Annotated in this window: 26 protein-coding genes; 14 read left to right on the plus strand and 12 right to left on the minus strand. The window is 34.7% G+C overall.

Translation table 11 applies throughout. The features are described from left to right. Window positions 1-249 precede the first annotated feature (249 nt). The 5 genes from Q0992_RS13715 to Q0992_RS13735 all read right to left on the minus strand — a co-directional run bounded on the left by Q0992_RS13715 (window position 250) and on the right by Q0992_RS13735 (window position 3,790). Window positions 250-987 carry a hypothetical protein gene (locus Q0992_RS13715; protein WP_299525511.1) on the minus strand — a complete coding sequence of 246 codons (738 nt, stop codon included), beginning with the start codon at window positions 985-987 and terminating at the stop codon, window positions 250-252. Window positions 988-1,170: 183 nt separating this feature from the next. Further along, window positions 1,171-1,602 (minus strand): hypothetical protein, encoded by a 432-nt coding sequence (locus Q0992_RS13720; protein ID WP_299525514.1) that lies wholly within the window; start codon window positions 1,600-1,602, stop codon window positions 1,171-1,173. Between the two features lie 154 nt (window positions 1,603-1,756). Beyond that, window positions 1,757-2,401 (minus strand): hypothetical protein, encoded by a 645-nt coding sequence (locus Q0992_RS13725; RefSeq protein WP_299525517.1) that lies wholly within the window; start codon window positions 2,399-2,401, stop codon window positions 1,757-1,759. 136 nt (window positions 2,402-2,537) lie between these two features. Next, the gene (locus Q0992_RS13730) at window positions 2,538-3,182 is read right to left on the minus strand and encodes a hypothetical protein (protein WP_299525520.1); all 645 of its coding nucleotides are present in this window, start codon (window positions 3,180-3,182) and stop codon (window positions 2,538-2,540) included. A gap of 194 nt (window positions 3,183-3,376) precedes the next feature. Continuing rightward, complete coding sequence (locus Q0992_RS13735; protein WP_299525523.1) at window positions 3,377-3,790, minus strand: DUF1801 domain-containing protein; 414 nt, start codon at window positions 3,788-3,790, stop codon at window positions 3,377-3,379. Window positions 3,791-4,020: 230 nt separating this feature from the next. On the opposite strand from Q0992_RS13735, the gene Q0992_RS13740 reads away from it, so the two are divergent. Both Q0992_RS13740 and Q0992_RS13745 read left to right on the plus strand, forming a co-directional pair. Further along, window positions 4,021-4,791 carry a TIGR02757 family protein gene (locus Q0992_RS13740; RefSeq protein ID WP_299525526.1) on the plus strand — a complete coding sequence of 257 codons (771 nt, stop codon included), beginning with the start codon at window positions 4,021-4,023 and terminating at the stop codon, window positions 4,789-4,791. 59 nt (window positions 4,792-4,850) lie between these two features. Continuing rightward, a complete protein-coding gene (locus Q0992_RS13745) occupies window positions 4,851-5,093 on the plus strand; it encodes a hypothetical protein (RefSeq protein WP_299525529.1) in 243 nt (80 codons plus the stop codon). A gap of 66 nt (window positions 5,094-5,159) precedes the next feature. Here the strand turns inward: Q0992_RS13745 and Q0992_RS13750 are convergent, their stop codons facing one another. Further along, window positions 5,160-7,052, minus strand: a complete 1,893-nt coding sequence (locus tag Q0992_RS13750; protein ID WP_299525532.1) for a peptidase M61 — start codon at window positions 7,050-7,052, stop codon at window positions 5,160-5,162. 82 nt (window positions 7,053-7,134) lie between these two features. On the opposite strand from Q0992_RS13750, the gene Q0992_RS13755 reads away from it, so the two are divergent. The 5 genes from Q0992_RS13755 to Q0992_RS13775 all read left to right on the plus strand — a co-directional run bounded on the left by Q0992_RS13755 (window position 7,135) and on the right by Q0992_RS13775 (window position 12,372). Then, window positions 7,135-8,142: a glycosyltransferase family 2 protein gene (locus Q0992_RS13755; protein ID WP_299525535.1), complete on the plus strand. Its 1,008-nt coding sequence runs from the start codon at window positions 7,135-7,137 to the stop codon at window positions 8,140-8,142. 74 nt (window positions 8,143-8,216) lie between these two features. Next, complete coding sequence (locus tag Q0992_RS13760) at window positions 8,217-10,142, plus strand: BatA domain-containing protein (protein WP_299525538.1); 1,926 nt, start codon at window positions 8,217-8,219, stop codon at window positions 10,140-10,142. Then, window positions 10,139-11,392: a dihydroorotase family protein gene (locus tag Q0992_RS13765; protein ID WP_299525541.1), complete on the plus strand. Its 1,254-nt coding sequence runs from the start codon at window positions 10,139-10,141 to the stop codon at window positions 11,390-11,392. Before Q0992_RS13760 ends, Q0992_RS13765 begins: the two co-directional genes overlap by 4 nt. Continuing rightward, window positions 11,392-11,724 carry a hypothetical protein gene (locus Q0992_RS13770; RefSeq protein WP_299525544.1) on the plus strand — a complete coding sequence of 111 codons (333 nt, stop codon included), beginning with the start codon at window positions 11,392-11,394 and terminating at the stop codon, window positions 11,722-11,724. The genes Q0992_RS13765 and Q0992_RS13770 overlap by 1 nt, the downstream gene beginning before the upstream one ends. Before the next feature lie 3 nt (window positions 11,725-11,727). Beyond that, window positions 11,728-12,372 (plus strand): alpha/beta fold hydrolase, encoded by a 645-nt coding sequence (locus tag Q0992_RS13775; protein WP_299525548.1) that lies wholly within the window; start codon window positions 11,728-11,730, stop codon window positions 12,370-12,372. Here the strand turns inward: Q0992_RS13775 and Q0992_RS13780 are convergent. After that, a complete protein-coding gene (locus tag Q0992_RS13780) occupies window positions 12,369-12,875 on the minus strand; it encodes a hydrolase (RefSeq protein WP_299525551.1) in 507 nt (168 codons plus the stop codon). The genes Q0992_RS13775 and Q0992_RS13780 overlap by 4 nt on opposite strands. A gap of 12 nt (window positions 12,876-12,887) precedes the next feature. Beyond that, a complete protein-coding gene (locus tag Q0992_RS13785) occupies window positions 12,888-13,649 on the minus strand; it encodes an MBL fold metallo-hydrolase (protein WP_299525554.1) in 762 nt (253 codons plus the stop codon). A 90-nt stretch (window positions 13,650-13,739) separates the two neighbouring features. Between Q0992_RS13785 and Q0992_RS13790 the strand changes: the two genes are divergently transcribed. Further along, a complete protein-coding gene (locus Q0992_RS13790) occupies window positions 13,740-15,191 on the plus strand; it encodes a TonB-dependent receptor (RefSeq protein WP_299525557.1) in 1,452 nt (483 codons plus the stop codon). Window positions 15,192-15,253: 62 nt separating this feature from the next. On the opposite strand, the gene bcp is transcribed toward Q0992_RS13790, so the two are convergent. Continuing rightward, window positions 15,254-15,709, minus strand: a complete 456-nt coding sequence (bcp, locus tag Q0992_RS13795; RefSeq protein ID WP_299525560.1) for a thioredoxin-dependent thiol peroxidase — start codon at window positions 15,707-15,709, stop codon at window positions 15,254-15,256. A gap of 34 nt (window positions 15,710-15,743) precedes the next feature. Between bcp and nth the strand changes: the two genes are divergently transcribed. The 4 genes from nth to Q0992_RS13815 are packed head-to-tail and all read left to right on the plus strand — an operon-like array spanning window position 15,744 to window position 18,031. Further along, the gene (nth, locus tag Q0992_RS13800; RefSeq protein WP_299525563.1) at window positions 15,744-16,403 is read left to right on the plus strand and encodes an endonuclease III; all 660 of its coding nucleotides are present in this window, start codon (window positions 15,744-15,746) and stop codon (window positions 16,401-16,403) included. Between the two features lie 43 nt (window positions 16,404-16,446). Beyond that, entirely contained in the window at window positions 16,447-17,004 is a 558-nt protein-coding gene (locus tag Q0992_RS13805) for a hypothetical protein (protein ID WP_299525566.1), read from the plus strand. Next, window positions 17,001-17,498 carry a hypothetical protein gene (locus Q0992_RS13810; protein WP_299525569.1) on the plus strand — a complete coding sequence of 166 codons (498 nt, stop codon included), beginning with the start codon at window positions 17,001-17,003 and terminating at the stop codon, window positions 17,496-17,498. The genes Q0992_RS13805 and Q0992_RS13810 overlap by 4 nt, the downstream gene beginning before the upstream one ends. After that, window positions 17,495-18,031 carry a hypothetical protein gene (locus Q0992_RS13815; protein ID WP_299525572.1) on the plus strand — a complete coding sequence of 179 codons (537 nt, stop codon included), beginning with the start codon at window positions 17,495-17,497 and terminating at the stop codon, window positions 18,029-18,031. Before Q0992_RS13810 ends, Q0992_RS13815 begins: the two co-directional genes overlap by 4 nt. A 45-nt stretch (window positions 18,032-18,076) precedes the next feature. Here the strand turns inward: Q0992_RS13815 and Q0992_RS13820 are convergent, their stop codons facing one another. Beyond that, window positions 18,077-18,220 carry a hypothetical protein gene (locus Q0992_RS13820; RefSeq protein ID WP_299525575.1) on the minus strand — a complete coding sequence of 48 codons (144 nt, stop codon included), beginning with the start codon at window positions 18,218-18,220 and terminating at the stop codon, window positions 18,077-18,079. A 57-nt stretch (window positions 18,221-18,277) separates the two neighbouring features. Continuing rightward, complete coding sequence (locus Q0992_RS13825) at window positions 18,278-18,862, minus strand: sigma-70 family RNA polymerase sigma factor (RefSeq protein WP_299525578.1); 585 nt, start codon at window positions 18,860-18,862, stop codon at window positions 18,278-18,280. A gap of 233 nt (window positions 18,863-19,095) precedes the next feature. On the opposite strand from Q0992_RS13825, the gene uvrA reads away from it, so the two are divergent. Beyond that, complete coding sequence (gene uvrA / locus Q0992_RS13830) at window positions 19,096-21,885, plus strand: excinuclease ABC subunit UvrA (RefSeq protein ID WP_299525581.1); 2,790 nt, start codon at window positions 19,096-19,098, stop codon at window positions 21,883-21,885. A 1-nt stretch (window position 21,886) separates the two neighbouring features. Further along, window positions 21,887-22,522, plus strand: a complete 636-nt coding sequence (locus tag Q0992_RS13835; RefSeq protein ID WP_299525583.1) for a hypothetical protein — start codon at window positions 21,887-21,889, stop codon at window positions 22,520-22,522. A gap of 96 nt (window positions 22,523-22,618) precedes the next feature. Here Q0992_RS13835 and Q0992_RS13840 read toward each other — a convergent pair whose 3' ends face one another. Further along, window positions 22,619-23,695, minus strand: coding sequence for a DUF3667 domain-containing protein (locus Q0992_RS13840; RefSeq protein ID WP_299525586.1), 1,077 nt, complete (start codon window positions 23,693-23,695; stop codon window positions 22,619-22,621). Between the last annotated feature and the right edge of the window lie 154 nt (window positions 23,696-23,849).

A 23,849-nucleotide genomic window follows, 5' to 3' on the forward strand; every position in this document is an offset into this window, starting at 1 on the left:
TTCATAAGTTTCCGACCAAGATTCTTCGAAGCGATTTAGTATTTCTTCAGTTCTGCTGTTCATTGTCTGGTTTAATTGCATACAACGGTCTAGGCTATGGTTTCGTTACAGAATGGTACGCGGGTATCATTCCGCAGTAACCATAAATTTAGCGAAAAGGCTCGAAATTCCGACTGCGAGCACCGAAGCTTTAGCGTAGGTGTGGAATTTCAGCCGTAATGAACTATAGCCGTTGTTGTAAGCAGTTTTTTATTCATTTTCCATTAACCAATCTATACTTTGGTCAAAATATTTTTTCATTGATTTATTCAGATATTGGCTGTAATCAGTTTTTTCATTCCGTTCTTTTGATAACCAAGCCATTGCATAAGCAATTATCTGTTCAGGTAAATAACCTTGACTGCTTGATTGCCATCCAAATCCTCCATTTGTACTAAATGACGAGAAGTTAAATCGAGAATTACCAATAAAAATTCCAAATCCATAAGTAATAGCCGTGAAGTCAGTCAGAAATTCATCATTTTCCGCAATTCTATTTTCGCCTAATAGAATTTGATGCGCTAATTCGTGAGAAATAGTTGCAATTAGTGAAATCGGATTTTTTAATTGTCCAATCTCGATTGAAATTACAGTTCCATTTTCTGTTTGCTGATAAGTTCCGCTTGCACTTTTCCAACTTCCATCTAAGTCAGCTGGTGTTGTCAAAATTGTTCCGTCAGCCATTTCGATAGGTGAGTCAGAGAAAAAGTCCAATTTTATATCCACACTTTGGATATTCATCAATTCCATTGTGCGTTCAAGAATGAATTCCGCGTCTTTTTCAGTTCCGTCAAAAGTCCTTTCGTAGAAATCCTTAGTTGGTGTTACTGTCCGGATTTCCATAAAATGCTCTTTTCCAAATTCCGTTTTTAACCAATTCAGGTCTTCATCAACCCAAATTTTGTCTTCTTCGGTAATTGGTAGTTTTTTCTTTTTGCTCCAGAACATTATTGGTTGGTTAAATGTGTTACAACGGTCTCGGCCATGAGTAGTTCCGTGGTTTAGCGGTTAACTTTGCAAGTACACACCAAGCTGAAAATCCTCGCGGATTTTCAGAAGCGATGGTCTGAGCCTGTCGAAGACTAGGCGAGAACAAGCAATTACTTATAGCCATTGTTGTGGTTAGTTTTTTTATTCATTCAGTATTTCAGTCAGTTTAGGAAATTCCGTGTCCATTCTTTTATCGTCCATTTTTCCATCGTAGTCGTTATCTCCGTATTCAAGTCCAACTGCAATTAGCCCTTCGATTTCATTCCGTTTTGATTTTGGTATTTCACTCAAAATTTTCGCAAAATCGTTTTCTCCAATTCGGTAAATTATTTGGGTCAAAACATAACCTAAATCATAACAACCAGCTCCACCACCACACCAAAATTCAGTCAATTCCAAAAATGCCCCAGATTCTTTATTCAGCATTCGAGTAATCAAATCCGATAGTTTTTTATTCTGTTCGAGTGATTGCCCAACATATAAATCTTGACCAATTTCAATTCTGTCAACCACTTTTTCATTACAGCTTAAAAGTGTGAAAATCAGTAAGAAATATATTGTTAAGTTCTTCATTCTCAAATTAACCACAACGGTTTTGGCTATGATTTCGTTGCGGAAAAATCCGCAGGATTCTTTCCGCCGTAGCCGAAAGATAGCAAAATTGCGTTGAATTCCGATTAAGGAATTCAACCGCAATGAATTATAGCCAATGTTAGCTACTGTGCTTTTAAGTGTTATGATTTATTTGTACTATTATTTTCCTATTCGGACAAATTATGTAAAAGTCAATATTTCCAATTCCATAACTGTGCATATAATATTTATAGGCATAGTAATTCCCTTTTTCATAAAGTAAGTCCTCTAATTCAAATTCCAATTTCTCAAGAGTGGTGTGGGCAAAGTCCAAAAACTTTTTCTCTTGCTTGTCAAATGGTGTTTTTTTCCAGAATTCAGTTTCCCATTGACTCCTTAATTCGGTACTTGGATGTTTAGTAAAGAATTCCTCTTTCGGATTTTTAAAATATTCAACCGTTTGGTCGTCAATTTTGTAAATCCAAATCGAATATCCATCTCCATTAAAAGCTCTTTCGGTTTCGTATTCATAAATCAACTCGCCATCGTTAAATTCAAATCCAGTCAGTTCGACATTATAGTTGCGTTCTTCTGCTTTCTCAATAGGATTCCAAAATAGATTTGAACCTGGTAATAGTTTCCAATAGAAGCCTGGAATTAAAATCAAAACTATTAATATTATTGAGAACTTATAAAATTTAGGCTTATTCTTTGCCCTTAATGCACGATACATTTTTAATGCCCAAATAGGATAAGTTAAGACTATAATAAAGGTTAGAAGCATTAAAAATAAAATCATCTATGAATTTTGTTCGGCATTGTAGCTAACGGTCTCGGCTATGATTTCGTTGTGGAATCATCCGCAGGATTATTCCGCTGAAATCTAGCCGTTTGATTTATACTTTTACTTTGGTGTGGTACAAAACCACAATGAATTATGGCCATTGTTGTGCGTTCGTACTTTTAATTTTTTCATTCCAATTTTCCGAATTCCAAGATTCAATCCAATTGTCATATTCGTTAATGATATAATTTTTCGGTTTTTCTCCGTAAAGTTCTTTAATCTTTTTAGGGATTAGTGCATAATCAAAATTCCAAAGTTTCTTTTGGTTATTTTCTCTTATTCCGTCAAAGTCTTCTCCATCTTGTGCCTCGTCTGTAAAATAAATTCCAGTTTGGTCAAATTCCGTTGCTATTTCTTTCACAAGTTTTTTGATAAACTCAAAAGTCGATTCATTATAATTTCCGTTTTCAAAGTTCCGAATAGTTCCCGTTTCTATCAGTAGTTCGCAGGAAATCCAATTATCCTGAAACGTCTTGTCAATCGCTGGTGTCAAAGCCATAACAAGAGGTCTGACATTAATTTCCGAAAAATCAGTTTTGTAATATCCGAATTCAGAATTTGAAAAGTAAACGAATCCGTTATCTTCTACTTTCCATTCCAATGATTCAAATTGTTTTTTAAGGTCAGAATTCCATACACCAATTCGCTCCAAAACTTTGGTAAATTTTTTAATTGAAGGTTTAATATTATTACCATTCAATTTTTCATAAGTCTGTATGTTGCTTAATTCTGGCATTTTCGTTTTTCAGGTATGACGCCCAACACGTAAATAGGTCTGTGTTTACATTAACCAAATGAAATATAGCAATTATCCGTATCCCTAACAATAGCAAGAGCTATATAAATTTACATAAGCATGCATTTTGTATATCAAATTGCCTGTATTTATATCTAGTGTTATACAAAATACCTGTAAGTGTTATACCAAAATCAATGCCATGTAGCAGCTTTACTTTTGGCGATCAATTGTTTTAATACCTCTAAATCGATATCTGCCAATTTATTCACATACAAGCAGCCTTTTCCCCACTTAAACTTGCCGAGTTTAGCGGTAAGCGCTTGTTCTTGGCTAATGTCAAACGTTAAGTAAATGGTCATTTTGGATTTTCTTGGCGCAAAGCCTACATTAAACCATTCAAATTCTTCCTTTCCGCTTTTGCGTTTGTATTTATACTTGCCAAAACCGATAATAAAATAATCGCCCCAGATTTTGGGTTCATGACCTGTAATCTCAGACATTATCTTTATTAAGGTTTTACTATCGTTGCGTTTGGTCTCGTTTTCAATACGGTCTATATAATCCGAGACACTTTTATCGGTTTCTTGGGTTGCAAGTGCTGCCATAATCCTAGATTTATAATGCTTTTAAAGATAAAACTTTTATATCAGTTCGAGCGATTCAGTAATTCATGATTGAATTGCACTGCGACGGCGTTCAGTAGAACTTTCTTTAAATTCTAATTCTTGTTCTCGATACATCCCGACCTTAACTGTCGGGACACTCGAACTGACGAGTTTCTGTTAACGTTACTACGCCAATTAGATGTATTTTTGCATTCAAAATTCATTAACAGTTGAAACTCAAAACTTCAGAACTCAAAACCTTTCTAGACGAAAAGGTCAACCTTTACAATCATCCTAGGTTTATTGAGAGCGATCCTATACAGGTACCGCATCAGTTTTCTAAAAAGGAAGATATCGAGATTGCCGGTTTCCTTACCGCTACTATTGCTTGGGGAAATCGTAAGAGCATTATTAACAATGCCAATAGAATGATGGAGTTATTGGATCACTCCCCTTTTGAGTTTGTGATGCAGCACCAAGACTCAGATTTGCAAGTCTTACAATCTTTTGTGCATCGCACGTTTAATGGTGATGATTTTGTTCAGTTTATTAAAAGTCTGCAACATATTTATAAGACTTATAACGGACTTGAAGCTGTCTTTGCCAAACCTGCTGAGAAAACCTCTTTGAAGCAAAGTATTCATGCTTTTAAGAAGGTTTTTTTTGAAATTCCACATTTAGAACGTACTAAAAAACATGTGAGCGATCCTTTAAAAAATTCGGCTGCTAAACGGATTAACATGTATCTACGCTGGATGGTAAGACAAGACCACGTAGGTGTTGATTTTGGCATTTGGAAAAGCCTCTCGCCTTCCCAACTCAGTTGTCCGTTGGATGTACATTCGGGTAATGTGGCCAGAAAACTAGGGCTTTTAAAACGAAAACAAAATGACGCTAAGGCCTTGGCAGAATTGGATATTAACTTACGTCAGCTCGACCCCAACGATCCTGTAAAGTACGATTTTGCACTATTTGGTCTAGGTGTTTTTGAAGGGTTCTGATTTTTACATTTTCTTTTATAACTTTCGAGCTTAATACTAGGTCTCTTACTTAAGTCATTATGGGTGAAATCATTGGTGAGTTAATTATCTTTACGTTCTTGAATTTTATAGGAGGTGCTATACGATGGTTTTTTGCATCATTATGGAAACTGGTTTTTAACAGACCCAAACGGCCCTTTAAAGAATATATTTACGATTCTGATAATGATTCATTAACATATGATGGTGCACATGGTTGCTTGAACATAGTCCTAGGAATAGTCTTCATCGTTTTGGTAGTCATTATAATTTCTAATATTTAAAAAAGGCTTCCGTTTGGAAGCCTTTCGTTTTATCATGAGATTCCTGCTTTAGCAAGAATGGCAACATTAGCCTTTTAACCAAGCTGCTCTTAATGTGTTTTGTGCATCGGTTGCATTTTCATCTTCTACCAAAGATTCGCTCTTTGCCGTGGCCTTTTCCAAAGTACCACTTAAAGTCATGGCTTCACCGTTACGTTCTATATCCAAACTGTATTGTTGTCCTGGTTGCCACCCAAACATGCCGCCAATAACTTGTTGTGCGTTTTGCAAGGTGAGCTCAGTACCATTAACTTTTTTAATCACATCACCAACTTGCACACCTTGGGATCTCCAGAATGAATTCTTTAATGCCATTGGTGAGAAGAAAATAGTGCCTTTGGCCTGATCAGCATCGAAAATGATATTCTGACCTCCAGCAAAAATATAATTGGTAGGGACTTCAGATTCCCCCATGGTTAACCCGACCATCTCAAAGAATTCATTATAGTTTATGGGCACATCACCTTCTACATGGGTCTTTAAGAACTCTCCAATACTAGGATAGGTCATAGCTGTAATCTCTGCGATAAGGTTATCGTCAACAAAAGGTTTTTCCCGACCGTATTTTGCCGATAGCTCTTTCATTAGGGACAAGACACTTCGATTACCATTGCTTTCTTTGCGCATTAAAATATCAATGCACATATTAATTAGTGCGCCTTTCATATAAACATTTAAATAATTGGATGCATAAGGCTCTTGCAGTACGTTTTCGCTCATAATGGTAAAACTCATAGCATCATCTAAGTTCTTAGAAGTCGCAATCTTAGACATCATTGTATTATAAAAATCCGCAGGCTCTACCAATCCTTCGTACACTTGAAAATGCTGGGCAAAATATTCGGTCGTGCCTTCGTACATCCATAAATGCTTTGAAAACGTTGGTTGGTTATAATCAAAATAATGCACATCTTCTGAGTGTATTGATAATGGGGTAACGATATGAAAGAATTCGTGCGCAACCACATTTATAATAGACTCTGCTAGGCCTTCTTTACTTGACGATTCAGGTAATACAACCACAGTCGAAGTATGGTGCTCCAAAGCTCCCATACCCTTTGGTGCAGTTTCAGAACCATCAGACAAATATAAATAGATGTCATAGCGCGCTGTGCTGTTAATATCTCCCAAATAGTTCTTTTGGGCTTGCATCATTTTATATACCGTTTCTTTCTGACTAGCGGCAGTGTGTAGTTTATTTGGTGAATATACACTTAATACGATTTTAATATTGCCTACCATAAATTCCTCTACATCCAATTCACCGTACATCATTGGATTATCGGTAATATCAAAATAACGCTGTCCAAAATAGCTTGTTCTTACTGATTTTCCATCTTCACTCGTTGTAGTCCCTTGATCTGGCAAAGCCGAAGTCCTCACAAATGCTGAAGGAGATATAACATCTAACTCATATTGGTTGCGTTTTAAAGAATCAAAATAACCTATGAAACCATGCAAATTCAGCACATAATTATCTTCTTCGATATTGGTTCCAGCAGGAGAAAAAGGGTTTTCTCCACCAATACCTCCGCTAGATTCTACATCGAAGGTATCGTTGACATAATAGGTAATTTTATCGAGCTTAGTTGCATCAGTAACGCCCCAAGTATTAGTATCTACTTTAGTGACCTCAAGCTCATTACCATCATAATCCAAAGCCTTCAAATCTTCTACATATTTACCAAAATCACTGACAGAATATGTGCCTTGAACCACCCTAGGCAATCTGTAGGTTACGGTCTCCGAAGTAAAACGTCCAGGATTAATAGTTACCGGTACTTTATCATCAACTACTGCCGTTAAATCTAAACTGGTTTGTATGGGGTTGTTTATCGCTAAATCATCTATTTTCGGTTTCGCCGAACCACAACCGACCAAAATTACACTTAAACCCAAGGTGGCTAAATAATTCTTCATTCTAATAATGTTTCCGTTACAAGACGCACAAAACTACAATCTGTAACCACTTTAACTCCAAAGGTTTTGTTAAATTCGTAGCATGTCTCATCCAAGAGTAAGCATATTAGTCCCTTATAAGAATACTGAACTATTTATTGCTGAATGTATTATATCTATTATAGATCAAACTTATGAATATTGGGAAGCGATACTTGTAGATGACCATTCTGATGATTTGTCTTCTAATATTGTTGAAGAATTTGCGAGAAAAGACCATCGAATTAAACATTATAAAAATGAAGGTAATGGCATCATAGAAGCCCTGAGAACTGCATTTAAGCATTCTACCGGCAACTATATTACTAGAATGGATAGCGATGATATGATGACTCCAAACCGCCTAGAAGTAATGGTAACTAACCTTATTAAATACGGCAAGAAACATTTGGCTGTTGGTAAGGTTAAATATTTTAGAGACGATGGTGTAAGCGATGGTTATGCACGCTATGAACACTGGATTAACCAATTAACTAAAACCGGAACCAACTATACCGAAATATACAAAGAGTGTGTCATTCCATCACCTTGCTGGATGCTGCATCGCAATGATTTTACAGCTTGTGAGGGTTTTGAGCCTAACCGATATCCTGAAGATTATGATTTGACCTTTAGATTCTACAGAGCTGGTTACAAGTGTATTCCTTGCGATGAGGTGTTACTTCATTGGCGTGATTACAATACACGCACGTCCAGAACTCACGAACATTATGCCATTAACTATTTTCTGGATATCAAAGTGCACTATTTTTTAGAGTTGGATTACGATAGTGAAAGACCACTAACCATTTGGGGAGCTGGTAATAAAGGTAAAACCGTGGCTAAATTATTGATTGAAAATCAAATTCCGTTCTATTGGATTTGTGACAATCAAAAGAAAATAGGTAAAGATATCTACGGTAAACAACTCTTAAATTTTGAATATTTGCAACAACTTAATCGTCCTCAAAGCATAGTCACTGTGGCCAATGACAATGAACAGAAAGACATTGTTCAGTATTTTAAAACCCATGAAATGTTACCAATGAGAGATTACTTTTTTTTCTGTTAAAATTCTCAAAAGCGCAATACCGTTATCCTTTTTCATTTTCTATATTTGGCTAAATAATAATCCTACACACAGGAATGCAGTTTAAACATCCCGAATTACTTTACGCTCTATTTTTACTGGTTATTCCTATTCTTATCCATTTATTTCAATTACGCCGTTTTCAGAAAGTACAGTTCACCAACGTCAAATTTTTGAAAGCCGTAAAACTACAAACACGTAAAAGTTCGCAATTAAAAAAATGGTTGACTTTATTAACGCGTCTATTGCTCTTAGCTTCTGCTATAATAGCCTTTGCCCAGCCCTTTATACCAAATGCTGAAGATTTTAATGAGGCTCAAGAGACGGTTATCTACTTGGATAATTCCTATAGTATGCAAGCCAAGGGTAAAAATGGGACATTGTTAAACGAAGCTATTCAAGATATTATAAACACTTTACCGGAAGACGAACCCATAAGTCTATTTACCAATAATCAAACCTTTAGAAATACCAGTGTCAAAGCCTTAAAAAATGATTTAATACAATTGGATTACGCTCCTACGCAACTCAATTACGAAGCTCTACATTTGAAAGGGGAGCAGCTATTTTCCAATGACCTTACTTCAACAAAGAATTTGGTATTGGTTTCTGATTTTCAACAAAAAGCTAGCCCACTTTCTTTTGAAGGTGATCGTACAGTACATTTAAAACTGGTGCAGCCTAAACATAATTTACTCTCTAATGTAAGTATTGACAGTGTTTACATATCAAATACTTCGGCTGAGACATTAGACCTCAGTGCAAAGCTTTCTAGTCAAGGAGAAGCCTTGGAAAATGTTACTATCTCACTTTTTAACGATGATGCCTTAATGGCAAAAAGTGCTGTTGATATTGATGGCGAAATCGAAACGTCCTTTACCATTTCTAACAATATGGTGATAAACGGTAAATTGGTTATCGACGACTTGGGATTACAGTACGACAATACCTTTTATTTTAATATCAACTCAAAACCAAAAATTAAGGTTTTGACCATAAATGAATTGGTAGAAGATAGTTTCTTAAAACGGATTTATACCGATGATGAATTTGATTACCAATCTTACAATATCAACGCGCTCAACTTCAATTTAATTCCAGATCAAAATCTAATCGTATTAAACGAAATAGAAATCATTTCGGAAGCACTGAGAACTGCTTTAAATGCATTTAAAGAGGATGGAGGCACTATATTAATTATACCATCAGGTAATATTAATTTAAGTTCTTATAATCAAATGTTTAGAGATAATTATATTCCTTTGTTTAATGCTCAAAACAATAATAAAAAACGAATTACATCGATTAATTACAACCATCCACTTTTAGTGAATGCTTTTTATTCGAAGGTGACTAATTTTCAATATCCCAAAGTAGAAAAAGCATATCGTTTTTCTTCAAATACAAACACTATTTTGTCCTATGATGATGGTAGCAGTTTTTTGATGGGTAACACTGATACATATGTTTTTTCATCTCCTCTAAATGAAGACAATTCCAACTTTAAAAATTCGCCTTTAATAGTGCCTGTACTTTATAACATTGGAAAGCAAAGTTTAAAATTACCTCAGCTTTATTATTCCATTGGAAAGTCAAATACAATTGCAATCAATGCCACATTAGGACAAGATGATATACTAACTTTAGATTCTGGAGAAACTTCAGTCATTCCCCTTCAAAAAACATATAGCAAATTAGTAGTTTTAGAAACCGAAGATTACCCTAATACTGCTGGTATTCTTAACGTAAAAAACAAAGCACAAATCTTACAGAATTTAAGCTTTAACTACAATAGAAATGAGAGCAATCTCAGTTATTATGATTTACAAACCATTAAAAATGTAAGTTTCAATACTAGTTTGGCGTCAACTATCGATAACATAAAAAGTAGCACAACAATTAATGCACTATGGAAATGGTTTGTTATTTTTGCGCTAGTATTCCTAATCATAGAAATACTACTACTAAAATATCTTAAATGAACGTACTTATAAAATCTGCCACTATCGTTGATTCTAGAAGTGATTTTCACAATGAAACGGTTGATATTTTAATTGAAAAAGGTCGTATCTCTAAGATTTCCAAACGTATTTCAAATCCTAATAATTACAGAGAAATAAAGCTTGATAATCTACATGTATCCCAAGGTTGGTTTGATAGTAGTGTGTCTTTTGGTGAGCCAGGCTATGAAGAGCGAGAAACCATTGATAATGGCTTAAAAACTGCTGCTCAATCTGGATTTACAGCTGTTGCCTTAAACCCAAATTCGAACCCAGTTATCGATAGTTACGCCGATATTACGTTTGTAAAGTCTAAGGCTGAGGGTAAAGCTACAAGCCTCTATCCTATTGGTGCATTAACCAAGTCAAGTAATAGTGAAGACTTAGCCGAACTTTTCGATATGAAAAATGCTGGAGCTATGGCGTTTTATGACTATCAAAAACCCATTGCTAACCCAAATCTGATGAAAATTGCATTGCAATACACCAGTAATTTCGGAGGTTTGGTGTGCTCATTTCCTCAAGAATCGAAAATTTGCGGTCTAGGTGTTGCCAACGAGCATATTAACAGTACTAGACTAGGCTTAAAAGGGAATCCGGCTTTGGCAGAAGAACTTCAAATATCAAGGGATTTATTTTTACTGGAGTATACCGAAGGTAAATTACACATTCCAACCATATCCACTGCAAAATCAGTAGAATTGGTTAGAGCAGCAAAAGCTAAAAAATTAGACGTTACCTGCAGTGTAGCTATACATAATTTGGTGCTTACTGATGATAGTCTGAGTGGTTTCGACACGAGATATAAGGTATTACCACCTTTGCGTACTCAAAACGATTGCGATGCGCTAATTGAAGGACTAAAAGACGGCACCATAGATATGGTTACAACAGATCACAACCCTATTGATATTGAGGATAAAAAAGTTGAATTCGATTACGCCAAGTACGGCACTATTGGTCTGGAGTCCGCTTTTGGTGCGCTTCAAACTATATTCACCACAAAAAAGACCATAAGTCTACTCACGAAAGGAAGATCAAGGTTTGGAGTAAGCGATTCAATTATTAATATAGGTGAAGTAGCTGATTTAAGTTTATTTAATCCAGATGTGAAATATCAATTTGGTAAACCTGATATTACTTCAAGATCCAAGAACTCCGCATTCCTAGGTATGGAATTAAATGGTAAAACCTATGGAGTCATTGCCAATAACAAAATTGTTTTAAAATAATGGATCAAAATACAGTTGAAGAAGGAAAAACATTAAGTTTTGTAGCTTACTTGACCTTATTTGGTACGTTGATTGCCTTTTTTATGAATCAAAATAAAAAGAATCCTTTTACTTCATTTCATGTAAGACAAGCTCTTGGTTTGGGTTTGCTTTATATTTCGATTGCATTTTTAGTCAGTAGTTTTAACAGTATGAATATCAGTATGGCCTTTTGGATTTTCTTCTCGGTATTGTATCTCTATGGTATTTTTAGTGCAATTACTGGTAAGATGAACAAAATCCCTTTGCTAGGTAACTTCTTTCAGAACTTGTTTAAATCCATTGGTCAATAAAATATGGCTGACTTACATTACATTACAAGACCATCATCTTTAAAGGAAAATGCTCCACTACTTATTATGTGCCATGGCTATGGCAGTGATGAAAACGATTTGTTTTCATTTGCATCAGAATTACCAGAGGAATTATTCATTATTTCGTTAAGGGCACCTCACGCCATGCATCCTTTTGGTAATGCTTGGTACGCCATTAATTTCGATGCCGACAAAGGAAAATGGAGTGATGACGAACAAGCTAGGGTATCTGTTGATTTGATTTCTGGATTTATTGATTATGCTTGTAAAACTTATCCTGTAAATGCCGATAATGTAACGCTTTTAGGTTTTAGTCAAGGTACTATTTTGAGCTATGCTGTGGCATTGAGCTATCCTCGTAAAGTAAAAAATATAGTTGCGCTTAGTGGTTATATTAATGAAGATATTCTTCCTGATCGGATTGATGATGAAGATGTACTACATTTAAATTTTTTCTGTTCACATGGAACTGTAGATCAGGTCATTCCTGTAGAATGGGCAAGAAAAACGCCAAGTTTTCTAGATGCTTTAGAAATAAATCATATTTATAAAGAATATCCTGTTGGGCATGGCGTTGCTCCTCAGAACTTTTATGATTTCAAAAATTGGTTAAGACAGTACATCTAACCCAATTTAGGGTACATAAAGTACTCTGCCAACTTATATTTAAGATTATTATTTTCATCAATCTCATAGGTCACGAAAATCTCGCCCCAATGCTCTCCGTCTGTAAAATTGGCTAGTATCCATCTATGATTGACGATTCTGATTTTATTGATAAGTAGTTTAGAATTGGTCATAGAAACAAAAGGCACAATGGGATGATCTTCACCTTCATAATCATTCATATTATATAAGCCTTCCGTTATCGCCGTAATCAATTCATCGGCATCATAGCCTTGAGCGATAAAATAATCTAGAGCGTTATCATTGCGATCTATATTAAAGTAATTAAGTTCAAAGTTTTGCTCTTCCAAATCAGCAACGGACTTTTCTTGGGTTTCTATCTTAGCCTTAAATGTTTTAATATCCTTTTCGTACTTATCAATAATATTTTTGGAATTGACATATTGAAAAATAATTATCAGCACCGAAAAGATAAACAAGTACATAAAAACTCTACTCCTCATATCTACTATATCTTAAATTGTAATTTGTAAACTATCATATGCCAGAAAAACGTTTTCCGGTAGTTTTTGTTGCACATCGTCATGGAATCCTAGGTGATGACTAATATGCGTTAAATAAGCTTTCTTAGGATTCACTTTTTCAATAAACTCGAGAGCTTCCACTAGATTGAAATGAGATATGTGCGGCTCCTCTCTCAATGCGTTAACTACTAACACTTCTAAATTTTTAAGCTTTTTTAATTCAACATCAGGAACCGTTTTCATATCCGTGAGGTAAGCAAAGTCCTTAAATCTAAATCCAAAGACCTGTAGTTTATAATGTAATCCATCTATTGGAATAACTTCAAGATTTCCTAATGTAAAGGGTTTGTTCTTAATTTCATGCTTCACAACGCTAGGAACGCCTGGATATTTAGCTTTCGTAGTGAAAATATAGTCGAAACGCTTTTCTAAGGCTTTAAAAACGCGTTTATGCGCATATAAATCAATATCGCCTTGCCTAAAGAAAAACGGACGAATATCATCTAGTCCCATGGTGTGGTCAGCATGCTCGTGGGTAAACACCACACCATCTATTTTTGAAACCTTCGCGTTTAACATTTGCTGCCTAAAATCCGGACCACAGTCGACGACATAACAATAATCATCCCATTCGACCAGAACCGAAACACGCAGTCGTTTATCCTTTGGATTATCACTTAAACAAACAGGATGTGTACTACCTATAATCGGTATTCCCTGTGAAGTTCCAGTCCCTAAAAATGTTATTTTCAAAGGTGTTAAGTTTATAACAAAAGTAAGCTTATTTTTTTGTTTACTAAGCTAAATTAATACCTTTGCATTACTGATGTAATCCCAATAAACATGGAAGAAATAACGTATAAAGGGGACTCTGAGTTTGAGAATATTCCTTCTCTAAAAGATAAAGCCTTACGTATTAACCTAAATAAAGACATCTACGGTACATTTGCAGAAATCGGTGCAGGACAAGAAACTGTACGCCAGTTCTTTAGAGCAGGAGGTGCTTCTGGAACCATAGCAAAAACGATGTCTGCTTATGACAAAGACTTTAGTGATGCCATATATGGTATTGAAGATGACAAGCGTTATGTGACCGAAGCCAGACTGCGAAAAATGCTCAATCACGAGGTCAGTCTCATTGAAAAGCGTATTATAAGAGAAAATCATCCTACTAAACTTTTCTTCTCTTACGCTAATACAGTGGCTACTATCGATTTTGCAAAGAAGTTTAAGGGTCATGGTTGGGTTGGTATTAAATATCAGGTTGCACCAGACCAAGAGTATAATGATATTGTATTGCATATCCGTTTTAAGGAAAACGATGCACGATTACAACAAGAAACTTTAGGAAAATTAGGGACCAACTTAATTTATGGAGCCTTTTACAAATACAATCAGCCTAAAAAATTATTACGCTACCTATATGATCATTTAGATAAAGATCAATTAGAAATTGATACTATTAACTTCTCCGGCCCTGTTTTTAAAGATATTGATAACCGTTTAATGAGTTTACAATTAGTTAAAAATGGAATGACGGATGCGGTGATGTTTGCACCAGACGGAAACAATGTATTACCTGCACGTGTCCTTTATAAAAAGAATATACTAGCGCTGAGAGGTAGTTTTAGACCTGTAACAAAGGTCAATATGGACATGTATGAGAAATCTTATGAAATGTTCATTAAAGAAAATAAGGTAGACAAAGAAAAGACTCAGGTCATTTTTGAAATTACCTTATCCAACTTACGTGCCGAGGGAGAAATTGATGAGCAAGATTTTATGGATCGTGCTAGATTACTTTGCTCTTTGGGACAAACCGTTTTAATTTCCAATTTTCAGGAATACTATAAGCTTGTAGAATACTTTTCGCAATATACCAGAAGTAGAATGGGACTTACCCTTGGCGTAAATAACTTGGTAGACATTTTTGATGAAAAATACTATCGCCATTTAAGCGGAGGGATTCTTGAAGCCTTTGGTAAGCTATTCTACAAGGACTTACGTGTATATCTTTACCCTATGCAGGATCGAGATGGTAGCCTTACCAATAGCGAAAACCTAAAAGTACATCCACGCATGAAGGAGCTCTACAAGTTCTTTAAATACAATGGAAAAGTTGTTGATATCACAGATTTTGATTCCTCTAACCTATCCGTATTCTCTAGAACTGTATTAAAGATGATTGCAAACGGTGAAGATGGATGGGAAGAAATGCTTCCAGAAGGTGTGGCTAAGCTCATTAAGGAAAAGAGTTTATTTGGTTGTGAAGCCGAGGAAGTAGTTCATAAATGAAAAAAATAATTATAACAAAAAAGCGACCAACTTGGTCGCTTTTTTGTTACTATAATTTATAGCTATTCTGTTAAAATCTGAGATGTATGCGCTTTAGTTTTTACTTTGGTAATGACGTCTTCTAGAATTCCATTTTCATCAATCACAAATGTAGTTCTGTGGATACCATCATATTCTTTACCCATAAACTTCTTAGGGCCCCAAACACCAAAAGCATCTATAACAGCTTTGTCTTCATCTGCTAATAAGGGATACTGAAAATTATATTTGTTCTTAAAATTAGATTGACGTTTTGCACTATCGGCACTAACGCCTAAAATTTCATAACCTTGGGCTTGAAAACGCTCATAGTTATCATTTAAATTACAAGCTTCAGCAGTACACCCTGGTGTACTGGCTTTAGGATAAAAGAAAACCACTAATTTTTTTCCTTTATAATCTGAAAGTGAAATCGTATTCCCTTGTTCATCTTTTGCCGTAAAATCTGGTGCCTTATCACCTACTTTTAAATGCGTCATATTGCTTAAATTTGTTTTTGTAAAAATACGATGAATGACAAAGCAAGAAAAGGTACAATTTGTTATAAATACGTTAAATCGATTGTATCCAGAAATCCCAATTCCCTTAGACCATCAAGACCCTTATACCCTATTAATTGCTGTATTGCTTTCGGCACAAAGCACTGATGTGAGAGTCAACCAAATTACTCCATTATTGTTTGAACGTGCCGACAACCCTTACGATATGGTTAAATTGAGTGTTGAGGAAATCAGAGACATTATTAAGCCCGTAGGCTTATCACCTATGAAAAGTAAAGGTATTTATGGCTTATCACATATACTCATTGATAAATACGATGGGAAAGTTCCCCAAACCTATGAAGCATTGGAAGCCTTACCGGCAGTAGGACACAAAACAGCGGCAGTCGTTTTATCACAGGCTTTTGGGATGCCTGCTTTTCCAGTAGATACACATATACATCGTTTAATGTACCGATGGAATTTAAGTAATGGCAAAAATGTGGTGCAGACTGAAAAAGATGCCAAGCGTATTTTTCCGAAAGAACTTTGGAATGATTTACATCTTCAAATCATTTGGTATGGAAGAGAGTATTCACCTGCTCGTGGTTGGGATTTGGACAAAGACATCATCACTAAAACGGTTGGTCGGAAATCGGTAATTAGCGATTATTATAAAAAGCAAAAAAAGTAGTGTTGGTATAATTATTGATGATTACTATAAAAACCATCAATTAATGAAAAACCTTACAATACCGATCTCTATTTTTGTATTCACATCCTGTATTCCTTATAAGGTTGCACCAACGTTTAAGAATGAAGACTTTAAGGTCATGAAGGCCAATAAACTTCAAGATAATCTTCCCATGGAAACTTCATTCATTTTTAAAGACTACAAAAGTGCTAATGAGTTTTACCAATACATTAATAAAAAATTCAACTTAGAAGACATCAATGTTGGGGTGAATACACCTTTTGAATTAAACAATGAAATATTTTATTTATCCTTTTCTGAAGTGGAATCCATATATGTAGACGAGTGTTCAGATCAAGAAGCGTTAGTTATTAATTCAGAACAAGGTTTAAATAAAAATTCTAAACGCTTTGAACATAAATATATCAAGAGAAGCAGCTACTGGTATATTGTTATAACTGTATACGATGAAGATATCAAAAACTGTTTATTGGATAAACATCCTAAAAAATCGATAGTGCTAAATTACTTAAAGGATTTACGTAGAGAATACCTAACAACATTTAATCACGACGCTTTATTATTTACATCACGTTCATGAAACATTTTATATTCTTACTACTCGCATTTACAATAACCTCCTGTATTCCCGTAAGTTTAGCACCAGATTTTCAAAAAAGGGGCTATAAAGTAAAAGAAGCAAAAAAGTTTAAACGAAAACTTCCCGAACAGCAAGCGTTCATCTTTGTGGACCCTAAAGAAGAAGGTGAATTCTACAATTTTATAAATACAAAATATGAACTTTATGATTTCGAAGTAGACGCTGAGGTACCTTTTAGAATAGATAACCAGCTTTACTATTTATCGTTTTATGAGGTTGAAAAAATGTCAACGGCAATTGATGTACTTGGTATTACCGATGATGTGCTTATTGAGGACAGCACATGGTATATAGTTTTGACCATAATGGATAATGAATCTAAAGACTGTTTAAAATCTTCGCACAAAAATCATAAACTAATTTTGAAGTATTTAAAAGATCTAAAACAAGAGTATCTACATACTGAAAATATATCATCTATCGTTAAATCTTGAAAACCTTCTCTTTCATAAAGCATTTTCCACTTCTTTTCTTGGCTATCTTAATGACCTCGTGCATCTCTTTAAGAAAAGCTCCTTCAATTGCTACACATAAAATTGCCACAGCAAAAAAATTTCAACGAAAATTCCCAAGAGAAACTGCTTTTATCTTTGAAGACCCAAAGGATGCTGATAAATTCTATAATTTCATAAATACTAAATTTGAGCTCAATGATATGGATGTTGGGTTCGATGTTCCCATATCCATAAATAAAGTAACCTATTATCTAACCTATCATGAGGCCGAAATACCCAACAAAAAATTAAACTTATTAGGACTGGCTGTTGATGCTTCGCTAAAAATAAAAGGTTTAGACCCCATATTTCAAGATGGTTATGTAGAACGAGAGGGACACTGGTTTCTTGCAATAACAATATATGACAGTGATGGAAAAAATTGTCTTAAACGGAGTTACCCAGCAAGAAAAATAGTACTGGACTACTTAAGACTTCTTCAAAACGAATATTTGAACACTTCCTCTTTTTAATACAAATAAAAAATCCTGATTGTTAAATCAGGATTCTTTTCCAACTTAATTTAGAAGTGCTTCAAACTTCAATTTATTATAATTTATAACACTTAAAGCCTTTGAGTAATTCAAAAGGAAACGTACCGTTTCATCTTTTGGTTTTAGGTTATCATTTTTTGGGGTAACGTTAGAGTAAACTTTTGCCATATTTTTAAATTAGGGTTTGTTATATGACAATAACGTACTCTGAAACGCATTATTGTATCAATTCGTTAAAATTATATTGTTTTGTTCTATGACCTTACGCATATTGATAAGTGCATAGCGCATTCTTCCTAAAGCTGTATTGATGCTAACACCTGTACGCTCCGAAATTTCCTTAAAACTCATATCTTGGTACATACGCATTAATAGTACTTGTTTTTGATCTTCAGGAAGTTCTTCGATAACGCGTCTTACATCAGATTCCACCTGATTTTTAATCATACTCTTCTCTGCATTTAGACTAGAGTCACTCAGTACAGAAAAAATACTGAATTCACCAGCATTATCAAACTTAGGCATGCGACTGTTTTTTCTAAAATGATCAATAACCAAATTGTGGGCAATACGCATTACCCAAGGAAGGAACTTGCCTTCTTCGTTATATTTTCCGCATTTAAGGGTTCTAATTACCTTAATAAAAGTATCCTGAAATACATCTTCTGTAATGTCCCTGTCATAAACTTTAGAATAAATAAAGCTATAAATCTTTTGCTTGTGTCTTTCTATCAAAACTGATAGTGCACTCTCGTCTCCTCTGATGTAGTTGCTGACCAACTCTGCGTCTTGGATAAGTTCTGTTTTCATAATATTACTCTTAGTAGTAAGAAGCAAGCTTCTTAGCAAGGGGTTAAATTTTGAAAAGTAATATTATACTATACGCAGTTGTTTTTTTAAATGATTATGTGGTAAATATAACAACAATCATTCCGAAAAAACAAAAAAAACCATCAAATTTTAACATTTAATCCAATATTATTGTCATTTTACCAGCTAAAATAGATAGCGTATCTTTGCAAAATTATACACTCAAATATCCAATGAACACTAGTATTTTAGACGTAAATCCTAAGGAAAATATCATTATAAAAGGTGCAAAACTGCACAATCTAAAGAATATTGATGTTGTTATACCTAGAAATAAATTAGTGGTCATTACAGGTTTATCCGGCTCTGGAAAGTCGAGTTTGGCTTTCGATACGCTGTATGCTGAAGGTCAAAGACGATATGTTGAAAGCCTCTCTAGTTACGCTCGCCAGTTTTTAGGAAGATTAAATAAACCTAAGGTAGATTATATAAAAGGTATTGCACCTGCTATAGCCATTGAGCAAAAAGTAAACTCTACCAACCCACGCTCAACGGTTGGCACAACAACTGAAATTTACGACTATTTAAAATTATTGTTTGCACGTATTGGTAAAACCTACTCGCCCATTTCAGGTAATGAAGTGAAGAAACACACAGTTACGGATGTCATTAACCATATCTCAAAATTTGAAGAGGGTTCTAAACTTTTATTGCTATCACCTATCGTTCTTGAAGAAGGTCGAACCGTAGAAAACAAGTTACAAACCCTTCAGCAGCAAGGGTATGCCAGAATTAAGTATAAAAATGATATTTTAAGAATTGATGATGCATTAAAACAGGCTATAAAATCTGATAAGAATTTGTTTTTGGTCGTTGATAGAATTGTTTACAAAGATGATGAAGATTTTCTTAACCGTCTTGCCGATGCTATAGAAACGGCTTTTTTTGAAGGGGTTGGAAGCTGTATTATAGAATCAATTTCAGACCAAAACCAAGTAACTTTCAATAATAAGTTTGAGTTGGATGGTATGACATTCCTTGAACCAAATGTGCATTTATTTAGTTTTAATAACCCATACGGAGCATGCCCAAAATGTGAAGGTTATGGTGATGTCATAGGTATAGATGAAGATTTGGTGATACCAAACACAGCACTCTCGGTTTATGAAAATGCTATTTTTCCCTGGAGAGGAGAAAGCATGAGTTGGTATAGAGATCAATTGGTCAACAATTCGCATAAGTTCGACTTTCCTATCCACAAGCCTTATTTCGAATTAAGCCCAGAACACAAGGCACTCATTTGGTCTGGAAATGAGTATTTTGAAGGTTTAGATAGTTTCTTCGCTGAGCTTGAATCTAAAGCTTATAAGATTCAAAATCGCGTAATGCTCTCGCGATATCGTGGTAAAACAAAGTGCAACGTTTGCAAAGGTAAACGTCTGCGTAAGGAAACAAGTTACGTCAAGATAAATGGAGCGACAATTACCGATTTAGTGGATTTACCATTAAATGAGCTCACAAAATTCTTTAAAAATTTAGAATTGAATGCATATGACTCTAAGATAGCCAAGCGCCTTCTTACTGAAATAAACACACGATTAGAATTTTTATTTAATGTTGGACTCAATTATTTAACACTCAACAGGCGCTCAAATACTTTATCAGGTGGTGAAAGTCAACGTATAAATTTGGCGACATCTTTAGGAAGTAGCTTGGTTGGCTCTATGTATATTTTAGACGAACCCAGTATTGGTCTGCACCCAAAAGATACCGAAAGGCTGATTAAAGTCTTGAAATCGCTTCGAGATCTTGGTAACACGGTTATTGTTGTTGAACATGATGAGGACATCATGAGGGCTGCAGACGAAATTATTGACATTGGTCCCGAAGCGGGTACCTTTGGCGGTGAGATTGTGGCGACTGGAGAATTTAAGGATATTCTGGTATCAGATACGCTAACCGCTAAGTATCTAAATGGTCAACTCGAAATCAAAGTCCCAGAAAGTCGAAGAACTTCAAAATATCATATCGATATCATTGGTGCACGCGAAAATAACCTCAAGAATATTGATGTAACGTTTCCTTTGGAAATGCTTACCGTCGTTACAGGCGTTTCAGGTAGTGGCAAAAGTACTTTGGTTAAAAAAGTATTATTCCCAGCGATACAAAAGAAACTTACCGGGTTTAGCGATAAAGCTGGCCAGTTTACAGAAATGACAGGGAATTATAGCAATATACAGCATGTTGAATTTGTGGATCAAAATCCAATTGGTCGCTCATCGCGTTCAAATCCTGTGACCTATGTTAAGGCCTATGACGACATAAGAGCCTTATTTGCATCTCAGAAGCTGAGCAAAATAAGAAACTATCAAGCAAAGCACTTTAGCTTTAATGTGGATGGAGGACGTTGTGAAACTTGTAAAGGCGAGGGTGAAGTGACAATTGAGATGCAGTTTATGGCAGATGTGCACTTAACTTGTGACACTTGTGGTGGCAAACGTTTTAAAAAGGAAATCCTTGAAGTCAATTTTGAGGGTAAATCTATACATGATATTTTAAGTATGACTATCGATGATGCTTTAGAATTCTTCAAAACTCATAAGCAAACTAAGATTCAGAACAAATTACAACCACTTCAAGACGTCGGTTTAGGCTATGTTACTTTAGGACAGTCCTCTTCTACCCTTTCTGGAGGTGAAGCACAGCGTATAAAGCTGGCCACATTCTTGGGTAAGGGCAGTAAAAGTGATAATGCCTTATTCATATTTGATGAGCCCACAACAGGATTGCATTTTCATGATATACAGAAACTTTTAAAGTCTTTTCAAGCATTAATAGCTAAAGGGCATTCAATAATAGTCATTGAGCATAATATTGATCTGATTAAGTGTGCTGACTATATTATTGATTTGGGACCGGACGGTGGAAAACAAGGAGGCAATTTGGTGGCTTTAGGTACACCAGAGCAAATAGCATCTAATAAAGAATCTGTTACCGGGACATATCTTCAAGAAAAATTGTAAAATGGAACTACCTAAAGGTTTTCATAGAGAAGTTATTGAAGCTAGAGAAAATGCAAGGAAAAAAGTATCTACATCTTTAATTAATCATGGAGGTTCAAATTTTGAAACCTATTCGCTTCATAAACTTAGAAATGGTTCCTATCGTTTTAGCCCATCATATAAACAGAGCTTCGAGTTGATATCAATACTCATTCTTCCTGTTGGTTTTATAACTTATTTAATCATTATGTTTCTATCTACAGGTTCTTTTGGATTTGTATTGAACAATCTAATGGTATTCATTTTCGGAATTATAATAACTTTTTCACTTACGAGATACTTTTTGCTAAAATTCAAGCTTTATAATTTTAATAGAAAAAAAGGTCTGTATTATGAAGGGTTCCCGCTATTACCTTCATTTTTAACTCATAGAAAAATTAAAATAGGTGATATATTAGCAATACAAATTTTAGGTGAAAGAATTTATGATATTGAAACTGGACTAAAAGCAAATAGCTTTGAATTAAATCTTGTCCTAAAAAGTCTAAGGCGCGTACATGTTATAGATCATAACAATTTACAGGGTATGCTTGATGATGCCCAAGAATTAAGTGCCTATCTTAATATTCCGATTTGGCACGCTAAATCTGGTAAATAAGTTGTACATTAATCTAGATGATATTTGGGCATCCATTATTGAAGTTGCAAAAAGTCTTTCGAATTTTTTAGATATTCCTATATGGACTAGTCAGTCCTAATTCATTACAAATGCCACAAACGCCAAAATTGAAAATGACATCGGCAGTACAAATAGTAAGAAGGTAAATGAGATTATTCCACTTTTAATCCAAGATAGAAACCAGTTTTGCTTGTAAAACTTAATTAGTGCTATTAGAAAATAAAAGTAGGTAGATAATGCCACTAGCCAATCTATCCAATCTGGAATATCATGTATAAATCTGTTCACCGCAAACAAAATGCTAAAAACCGTAAATAAATAAGAAAAGAAGTAAAAACTAAATACTAAATGGTGCGCATATTTTCCTTTGTTGAAATAAAATATTTTTAGTATCAATGCAAAGAGTGGTAATAGAAAAAACATAGAGATAGGGATACTATCAAAAAATGCCTGTACTATACCTCCTGCTCCTCTCCCCTTTGTAAGCTTTAGCGCATTCTCAAAAATCCGTCGTTCAAAAAAGCCAGGATTATCAGACATTCCCATTTCTTTCAAAATAATGTTTTCGTCAGCTCCAACAGCGATTAAAGAGTCCACTTTTTTCTTATCAAAATCCCAAGTTATGTTGTCAGTGCTTGTTGCTTTAGCGTTTGCTTTGATAATGGAATCCGTTAATTTAAAATTCTCGTTATCTATTCCGAGTAGTTCTTTGTTTTGTTCTATTGGCTTCATCACTTTATCAATCTGGGTAGAATCCAAAACTTGTTTAGCACTATCCTTTTCAATAGTAACAGCGTCAGCATCTACTACTTTTTGGTTAATTTCATTGGCCTTACTCACTAAATCCCTAGTACTAAAGGAAATTATGAAAAAGAAAATGACCGAAATAAACAGATACATCTGCGCAGGATGTAGATATAATAAACGTTTACCTTCCAAAAATTTTGATGCCAAGTAACCTGGCCTGAACATTAAAGGCAAAAAACTCTTTAAAAAGCGCGCATCAAAAGAAAAGTAATTGCTAATAGTATTGTAGAAAAGAACACCAATGGTTAAATCATCGTCGATTTTTTGTCCACAATGCGGACAAAATTTAAACCCCTTTTCATAAGGTTGTTCACAATTCCGGCAAATCTCTTGGTTAGTACTCATTAAGCATGGTTAGCTAACTTTAAAAGTAATGAATTTTATGAAACAACCATTTATTTTGCAGAAGACTAAATTTAAAGATTGTTGCAAAAGTTAATCACAACATTTAATTGATAGCTTAATTTATCTTTTAAGGTCTATACTTTATGAATAAATC

Origin of the sequence: Winogradskyella sp. (assembly GCF_028289625.1) — a bacterium.
In the GTDB taxonomy this organism is placed as follows: Bacteria; Bacteroidota; Bacteroidia; order Flavobacteriales; family Flavobacteriaceae; genus Winogradskyella.

What these genes read in the sequence shown, in the direction of transcription:
- Q0992_RS13810 (WP_299525569.1), top strand. Translation starts at nt 17,001, where the DNA reads ATGAAACATTTTATATTCTTACTACTCGCATTTACAATAACCTCCTGT.
- Q0992_RS13720 (WP_299525514.1), bottom strand. Translation starts at nt 1,602, where the DNA reads ATGAAGAACTTAACAATATATTTCTTACTGATTTTCACACTTTTAAGC.
- Q0992_RS13775 (WP_299525548.1), top strand. Translation starts at nt 11,728, where the DNA reads ATGGCTGACTTACATTACATTACAAGACCATCATCTTTAAAGGAAAAT.
- Q0992_RS13745 (WP_299525529.1), top strand. Translation starts at nt 4,851, where the DNA reads ATGGGTGAAATCATTGGTGAGTTAATTATCTTTACGTTCTTGAATTTT.
- bcp (WP_299525560.1), bottom strand. Translation starts at nt 15,709, where the DNA reads ATGACGCATTTAAAAGTAGGTGATAAGGCACCAGATTTTACGGCAAAA.
- Q0992_RS13715 (WP_299525511.1), bottom strand. Translation starts at nt 987, where the DNA reads ATGTTCTGGAGCAAAAAGAAAAAACTACCAATTACCGAAGAAGACAAA.
- uvrA (WP_299525581.1), top strand. Translation starts at nt 19,096, where the DNA reads ATGAACACTAGTATTTTAGACGTAAATCCTAAGGAAAATATCATTATA.
- Q0992_RS13840 (WP_299525586.1), bottom strand. Translation starts at nt 23,695, where the DNA reads ATGAGTACTAACCAAGAGATTTGCCGGAATTGTGAACAACCTTATGAA.
- Q0992_RS13760 (WP_299525538.1), top strand. Translation starts at nt 8,217, where the DNA reads ATGCAGTTTAAACATCCCGAATTACTTTACGCTCTATTTTTACTGGTT.
- Q0992_RS13750 (WP_299525532.1), bottom strand. Translation starts at nt 7,052, where the DNA reads ATGAAGAATTATTTAGCCACCTTGGGTTTAAGTGTAATTTTGGTCGGT.
- Q0992_RS13780 (WP_299525551.1), bottom strand. Translation starts at nt 12,875, where the DNA reads ATGAGGAGTAGAGTTTTTATGTACTTGTTTATCTTTTCGGTGCTGATA.
- Q0992_RS13820 (WP_299525575.1), bottom strand. Translation starts at nt 18,220, where the DNA reads ATGGCAAAAGTTTACTCTAACGTTACCCCAAAAAATGATAACCTAAAA.
- Q0992_RS13805 (WP_299525566.1), top strand. Translation starts at nt 16,447, where the DNA reads ATGAAAAACCTTACAATACCGATCTCTATTTTTGTATTCACATCCTGT.
- Q0992_RS13825 (WP_299525578.1), bottom strand. Translation starts at nt 18,862, where the DNA reads ATGAAAACAGAACTTATCCAAGACGCAGAGTTGGTCAGCAACTACATC.
- Q0992_RS13835 (WP_299525583.1), top strand. Translation starts at nt 21,887, where the DNA reads ATGGAACTACCTAAAGGTTTTCATAGAGAAGTTATTGAAGCTAGAGAA.
- nth (WP_299525563.1), top strand. Translation starts at nt 15,744, where the DNA reads ATGACAAAGCAAGAAAAGGTACAATTTGTTATAAATACGTTAAATCGA.
- Q0992_RS13730 (WP_299525520.1), bottom strand. Translation starts at nt 3,182, where the DNA reads ATGCCAGAATTAAGCAACATACAGACTTATGAAAAATTGAATGGTAAT.
- Q0992_RS13770 (WP_299525544.1), top strand. Translation starts at nt 11,392, where the DNA reads ATGGATCAAAATACAGTTGAAGAAGGAAAAACATTAAGTTTTGTAGCT.
- Q0992_RS13725 (WP_299525517.1), bottom strand. Translation starts at nt 2,401, where the DNA reads ATGATTTTATTTTTAATGCTTCTAACCTTTATTATAGTCTTAACTTAT.
- Q0992_RS13790 (WP_299525557.1), top strand. Translation starts at nt 13,740, where the DNA reads ATGGAAGAAATAACGTATAAAGGGGACTCTGAGTTTGAGAATATTCCT.
- Q0992_RS13735 (WP_299525523.1), bottom strand. Translation starts at nt 3,790, where the DNA reads ATGGCAGCACTTGCAACCCAAGAAACCGATAAAAGTGTCTCGGATTAT.
- Q0992_RS13765 (WP_299525541.1), top strand. Translation starts at nt 10,139, where the DNA reads ATGAACGTACTTATAAAATCTGCCACTATCGTTGATTCTAGAAGTGAT.
- Q0992_RS13755 (WP_299525535.1), top strand. Translation starts at nt 7,135, where the DNA reads ATGTCTCATCCAAGAGTAAGCATATTAGTCCCTTATAAGAATACTGAA.